Below are 6,226 nucleotides of genomic sequence, written 5' to 3' on the forward strand. Positions count from 1 at the left end.
GAGGGGGACGGGCAGGCAAGAGCACGGCGGAGGCGCATCGACAACTGGCGTGGCCAAGGTTGAGCGGCAAGAGGCGGGACGGCAAGCGCGCCGCCCGTCCTCCGACCCCGACCGGCGGTCACATCCGGGGCAGCTGAGCGGCTGATAACATACATGCAGGGATGAATGTAAGGAACAGCCAAAGGCCAAGCTTACGAGACAACGCTGCGTGCGCGGCTTGGATGCCCGGGCGAATCATTTCCCAAATTCATTTTCGGGGCGCGGTGAAGTAAGGGTGTCGCCATGAACCACCTTGCCGACCATGCCGCCGCCAGCGGCGCGCCCAAGGGCACCCTGCAGCGCTGGCTGACCGGTCCGCGCGTGGCCGGCCTGCCGGTGCCGACCGAGCTGCCGCCGCCTGCCCTGTCCTTCGAGTTCTTCCCGCCGCGGACCGAGGCGCTGGAGCAGCAGCTCTGGACCAATATCCGCCGGCTGGAGCCGCTGGCGCCACGCTTCGTCTCGGTGACCTATGGCGCCGGCGGCACCACCCAGGAGCGCACCCACGCCACGGTGGCCCGCCTGGTGCGCGAGACCAGCCTGACGCCGGCCGCCCACCTGACCTGCGTCGGCGCCAGCCGCGGCGAGGTGGACGAGGTCGCGCGCCAGTACTGGGATGCCGGGGTGAAGCATATCGTCGCGCTGCGCGGCGACGCGCCGGCCGGCGAGGCGGGCTATACCCCGCATCCGCAGGGCTATGCCTATGCCGCCGACCTGGTGGCCGGGCTGAAGCGGATTGGCGATTTCGAGATCTCGGTCGCGGCCTATCCGGAGACGCACCCCGCCGCCTCCTCGGCCGAGAGCGATCTGGACAACCTGAAGCGCAAGATCGACGCCGGCGCCACCCGCGCCATCACCCAGTACTTCTTCGACACCGAGGTCTTCCTGCGCTTCCTGGACCGGGCGCTGGCGGCGGGGATCACCGTGCCGATCGTGCCGGGCATCCTGCCGGTGTCGAATTTCAACCAGGTGAAGAAGTTCTCGGCCATGTGCGGCACCTCGGTGCCCGTCTGGATGGGCAAGCTGTTCGAGGGCCTGGACGAGGACGCCGACACCCGCCGCATGGTCGCCGCGGCGCTGGCCGCCGAGCAGGTCCGCCTGCTGCAGGCCAATGGCGTCGACGAGTTCCATTTCTACACGCTGAACCGCGCCGACCTGACCTTCGCCATCGCGCATATCCTGGGCGCGCGGCCGAAAGCGGTCTGAAGAAGGCCGCCGGAGCCGGGGGGAAGAATGATGTCTTCCCCCCGGACGTGTCCGTCCGAGCCGATCATCTTGCTTTGTCCGGCTGCCGCTGCCTTGTTCACAGGCGGGACGCTGCACTCCTGGAGAGTCCCGCGCTGCCACGGCCCGCGGCAGCATGAACAGAAATAAAAGAAGGGGGCTTGGGGGCATTCATTCCCCCAATCCTGGCATGGCTTCCCTCAAGCGATCTTCCGGTAAATCGGCTTCAGCAAGAAGGGGCTGAGAAACAGCGGAAACTGGCACAGCGCGAAGAACAGCAGGATTCGCGCATCCGTGCTGGCGGGCAGCACGGCCAGGTAGAGGGCCATGTTGCGGTTGCCGGAGAGCAGCCCGGCTGACAGGGCCAGCCCGCGCCCGGCCGGCGCCAGGGCCAGGGCGGTGACCAGGTTGAGCCCCGCGCTGCCGGCAAACGCCAGAAGAATGCCGCCGAGCACGAAGGCGGGCTCGGCGAGCAGCTTGGCCAGCACCCCGTCCATCACGCCGAATCCGTAGAGCACCACCAGCAGCACCACGGCGCCGTCCACCGCGCGGCCCCAGCGGCGCAGGCGCTCGGGCCCGGCCAGGCGGCGGATGACGAGGGACACCAGCAGCGGCAGGCCCACCATCAGCGCCAGGCGCCCGACCAGCGCGGCGACCGACAGCGACAGGTCGATGCCCAGCAGGCCCAGCGCCAGGGGCGGCGCGGTGAAGGGCACCAGCAGGGTGGAGAGGAGGGAGGCGACGAGCGCGATCTCGCCGTCGAGTCCCACCAGCCTGGCGAAGGCCGGGGAGGAGGTGGCGGCGCAGCCGGTCGCCATGATCACCAGCGCGGCGCCGAGCGGCCCGTCGAGCCCGGTGGCCAGCCCGACGGCGCGCACCACGGCATAGGCCAGCAGCGGGCAGGCCAGCAGCAGCCAGGCCAGCAGCGCCGCGACCATCACCGGGCGGCGCAGATAGGACAGCACCTGGGCGAAATCGACGCGCAGCAGGATCAGGGTCATCAGCAAGGCGACGGTGGGCGTCACCACGTCGCGCAGCGCGCTGGCCAGCGGCGGCAGCAGGAGCCCCGCGAAGATGCTGATGGCGAGCAGCGTGCCGCCCTGGCGCGCGGACCCTTCCAGCAGGCGGCCCAGCAGACGAAGCGGCAGGCTCAGGATGGCGGCATCCCCCGACAGGATGGGCGGCCGAAGGTTGGCCGCGTTCGCTCATCGTTCTATATGCCAGGGGTGACGCCGCCAATCCCACGCCCCCTCCGGTCCCTTTCCCTGGTGCTGCTGCCGCTGCTGGCCGCGGCGGCGCTGCTGACGGCCGCGCCGGCGGGGGCGGCCTGCAACGACCCCGCCGCGGCGAAGGTCGACTGGCGCCGCTGCCTGCAGGACGGGCAGGATTTTTCCAGTGCCGACCTCTCGGGCGCGGTGCTGCGCGACGCCAGCTTCGCCCGTGGCCGCCTGGTCGGCGCCAATCTGAGCGGGGCCGAGGCGCCGGATGCCCGCTTCACCTCGGCCGATGCCGAGGGCGCCGATTTCTCCCGCGCCGTGCTGCGCGGGGCGGATTTCACCCGCACCCGGCTGGTGGGCGCCAGGTTCCATGGCGCCGACCTGCGCAACGCCCGCTTCTTCCGCGCCGACCTGTCGGGCGCCGAGCTGACCGGGGCGCTGCTCGCCGGCTCCGATCTTTCCACCGCCACCCTGGACGGCGCGCTCTGGGTGGACGGGCAGAAGCGCTGCGCCGCCGGTTCCCTGGGGGCCTGCCTATGACCGACCTGTCGACGACCACCCCGCCGCAGTCGCCCAACGACTATCTGGACCGGCTGAACCCCGAGCAGCGCGCTGCCGTCGAGACGGTGGACGGCCCGCTGCTGGTGCTGGCCGGCGCCGGCACCGGCAAGACCCGGGTGCTGACCACCCGCTTCGCCCATATCCTGATGACCCGCCGCGCCTTCCCCAACCAGGTGCTGGCGGTGACCTTCACCAACAAGGCGGCGCGCGAGATGCGGGAGCGCGTCTCCTCGATCCTCGGCCATCCGGCGGAGGGGCTGTGGCTCGGCACCTTCCACGCGCTCTGCGCCCGCATGCTGCGGCGCCATGCCGAGCTGGTCGGGCTGACCAGCAACTTCTCCATCCTCGACACCGACGACCAGATGCGGCTGCTGAAGCAGGTGATGGAGGCCGGCGGCATCGACATGAAGCGCTGGCCGCCGCAGGGGCTGATGGCGGTCATCCAGCGCTGGAAGGATCGCGGGCTGACCCCGGCGCGGATCACCGCGGAGGAGGATTCGGACTTCGCCGGCAACAAGGCCCGCGCCCTCTATGCCGGCTACCAGGAGCGGCTGAAGCAGCTGAACGCCGCCGATTTCGGCGACCTGATGCTGCATGTGGTCGAGGTGCTGCGCGGCCATCCGGAGGTGCTGGCGCAGTATCACCGCATGTTCCGCTACATCCTGGTCGACGAGTACCAGGACACCAATACGGTGCAGTATCTCTGGCTGCGGCTGCTGGCGCAGCGCACGGCGCCGACGCCCAGCAACATCTGCTGCGTTGGCGACGATGACCAGTCGATCTATTCCTGGCGCGGCGCCGAGATCGAGAATATTCTTCGGTTCGAGAAGGATTTTCCCGGTGCGGCCATCGTCCGGCTGGAATCCAACTACCGGTCCACGGCGCCGATCCTGGCGGCCGCCTCCGGGCTGATCGCCAAGAACAGCGGCCGGCTGGGCAAGACGCTGCGCCCGGGCCGAAAGGATTCCCGCGGCGAGAAGGTGCAGGTGGTCTCGCTCTGGGACTCGGTCGAGGAGGCCCGGATGGTGGGCGGCCGCATCGAGGCGCTGCGCCGCGACGGGCACGACCTGGCCGAGATCGCCATCCTGGTGCGCGCCGGCTCGCAGACCCGCGCCTTCGAGGAGCGGCTGATCACGCTGGGCATCCCCTATCGCGTGGTCGGCGGCCAGAAGTTCTACGAGCGGGCCGAGATCCGCGACGCCATGGCCTATCTGCGCGTGGTCAACCAGCCGGCCGACGACCTGGCCTTCGAGCGCATCGTCAACACGCCGAAGCGCGGCCTGGGCGACACCGCCATGCGGCAGATGCACGAGCTGGCGCGCGACGCCAATATCCCGCTGCTGGCCGCGGCGCATCGCCTGGTGGAAGACGGCGGCATGCGCCCCAAGCCGCGCCAGGCCCTGGGCGAGCTGCTGACAGGCTTCGGCCGCTGGCGCGAGATGCTGCCGGGCGAGGGCCATGTGGTGATGGCCGGCACCATGCTGGACGAGTCGGGCTATACCGACATGTGGAAGCAGGACAAGACGCCCGAGGCGCCCGGCCGGCTCGACAACCTCAAGGAATTGCAGCGGGCGCTGGCCGAGTTCGAGACGCTGGCCGGCTTCCTGGAACACGTCGCGCTGGTCATGGAGAATGACGAGCAGGCGGAGACGCGCCGCGTCAGCCTGATGACGCTGCATGCCGCCAAGGGGCTGGAATTCGACACCGTCTTCCTGCCGGGCTGGGAGGAGGGGCTGTTTCCCAACCAGCGCGCCCTCGACGAAGGCGGCGAGAAATCGCTCGAGGAAGAACGGCGCCTCGCCTATGTCGGCATCACCCGGGCGCGCAAGCTCTGCATCATCAGCCATGCGGCGAACCGGCAGCTCTATGGCAACTGGTCCAGCGCCATCCCCAGCCGCTTCCTGGAGGAACTGCCGCCCGACCATATCGAGCAGGAAGGCAGCAGCAGCCGCCGCCAGCCGATGGCCGCCATGCCCTCGGCCTTTTCCGGCCAGTTCCCGCTGATGGCGCGCCGCCCGCCGCGGGTGATCGAGGCCGGTGCCTGGGAAGTGGCGGAGCGCCCGGCGAAAACCGCCGCGATTCCGGTCGGCACGCGGGTGTTCCACCAGAAATTCGGCTATGGCCGCGTGGTGGCCGCGGATGACAACAAGCTGGACGTCGAGTTCGACAAGGCGGGGCGTAAACGCGTGCTGGACAGTTTCGTGGAAAAGGCCTGATGAACCGCCGCCATCCTCCCCTGCTCGAGACCCTGACCATCGACGGCCTGCCGGAAGAGGCGGTGCCGCTGTTCGAATCGGCGCTGCAGAGCGTCTGCCCGACGGTCGGCTACTTCAAGGACGACCCCACCGACACCTGGGGCCTGGAAGCGGTGCGCGAGCTGAACCAGGGCGACGAGGAGCTGTTGCCGGCGCTGGTCCTGGCCGCGGCGCTTGCCGGCATCGAGCTGCCCGAGCTGAAGCGCGCCCCGGTCGAGGCGGATGGCTGGCTGGCCCGCACCGTGCAGGCCTTCCCGGAACAGGAGATCGGCGGCCGCGTGCTGATCCGCCCGACCCATGTGCCGGACCGCCCGACCTATGGCCGCACCGTGCTCAAGCTGGATGCCGGCCTGGCTTTCGGCTCGGGCGAGCACGGCTCGACCCGCGGCTGCCTGATCGGCTTCGAGGGCATGGCGCATCGCCGGCCGCGCTCGATCCTCGACATCGGCACCGGCTCGGGGATCCTGGCCATGGCGGCGGCCAAGCAGCTGAAGCGCCGGGTCCAGGCCACCGACATCGAGCCCTGGAGCGTGCGCATCGCCGCCGACAATGCGGTGATGAACGGGTTGCGCAACCTGCTGCAGTCGCGCCTGGCCGATGGCTGGAAGCACCGGGCCGTGCGCTCGGGCCGCTATGACCTGGTCTTCGCCAATATCCTGGCCCGTCCGCTCTGCAGCATGGCCAAGCAGCTGTCCGACCATCTGAACCCCGGCGGCACGGCGATCCTGGCCGGGCTGCTCGGCACCCAGGTGCGCATGGTGCTGGCGGCGCATCGCCGCGCCGGCATGGTGCTGGAGCGCCGCATCGACCAGGGCCACTGGTCGGCCCTCGTCCTGCGCAAGCGCTGAAGGCGAGCCGCTTTCCCGACCCCTGGAATCAGAACCGCCCTGCACCGGGGGAAGGGGTGCAGGGCGGTCTGGAACGGACCGGCGC

5 protein-coding genes are annotated in these 6,226 nt (G+C 70.2%); 4 read left to right on the forward strand and 1 reads right to left on the reverse strand.

Translation table 11 applies throughout. The features are described 5' to 3' along the window. Positions 1-282: 282 nt before the first annotated feature. Positions 283-1,242 (forward strand): methylenetetrahydrofolate reductase, encoded by a 960-nt coding sequence (gene metF, locus BKE38_RS05765; protein WP_076956413.1) that lies wholly within the window; start codon positions 283-285, stop codon positions 1,240-1,242. Positions 1,243-1,460: 218 nt separating this feature from the next. Here metF and BKE38_RS05770 read toward each other — a convergent pair whose 3' ends face one another. Beyond that, complete coding sequence (locus BKE38_RS05770) at positions 1,461-2,285, reverse strand: hypothetical protein (protein WP_242662225.1); 825 nt, start codon at positions 2,283-2,285, stop codon at positions 1,461-1,463. A gap of 243 nt (positions 2,286-2,528) precedes the next feature. Here BKE38_RS05770 and BKE38_RS05775 point away from each other — a divergent pair, with 243 nt between their 5' ends. From BKE38_RS05775 to BKE38_RS05785, 3 genes are read left to right on the forward strand one after another with little or no spacing between them, the layout of a single operon-like run. Continuing rightward, positions 2,529-3,017 (forward strand): pentapeptide repeat-containing protein, encoded by a 489-nt coding sequence (locus tag BKE38_RS05775; protein WP_367595354.1) that lies wholly within the window; start codon positions 2,529-2,531, stop codon positions 3,015-3,017. Next, positions 3,014-5,254, forward strand: coding sequence for an ATP-dependent helicase (locus BKE38_RS05780; protein ID WP_076956415.1), 2,241 nt, complete (start codon positions 3,014-3,016; stop codon positions 5,252-5,254). The genes BKE38_RS05775 and BKE38_RS05780 overlap by 4 nt, the downstream gene beginning before the upstream one ends. Beyond that, positions 5,254-6,141, forward strand: a complete 888-nt coding sequence (locus tag BKE38_RS05785; RefSeq protein WP_076956416.1) for a 50S ribosomal protein L11 methyltransferase — start codon at positions 5,254-5,256, stop codon at positions 6,139-6,141. The genes BKE38_RS05780 and BKE38_RS05785 overlap by 1 nt, the downstream gene beginning before the upstream one ends. The last annotated feature ends 85 nt before the right edge of the window (positions 6,142-6,226 follow it).

It is taken from the genome of Teichococcus deserti (genome assembly GCF_001982615.1).
Classification (GTDB): domain Bacteria; phylum Pseudomonadota; class Alphaproteobacteria; order Acetobacterales; family Acetobacteraceae; genus Pseudoroseomonas; species Pseudoroseomonas deserti.

Bases quoted from the DNA above. Each gene is read 5' to 3' on its own strand.
- metF (WP_076956413.1), top strand. From the start codon at position 283: ATGAACCACCTTGCCGACCATGCCGCCGCCAGCGGCGCGCCCAAGGGC.
- BKE38_RS05780 (WP_076956415.1), top strand. From the start codon at position 3,014: ATGACCGACCTGTCGACGACCACCCCGCCGCAGTCGCCCAACGACTAT.
- BKE38_RS05785 (WP_076956416.1), top strand. From the start codon at position 5,254: ATGAACCGCCGCCATCCTCCCCTGCTCGAGACCCTGACCATCGACGGC.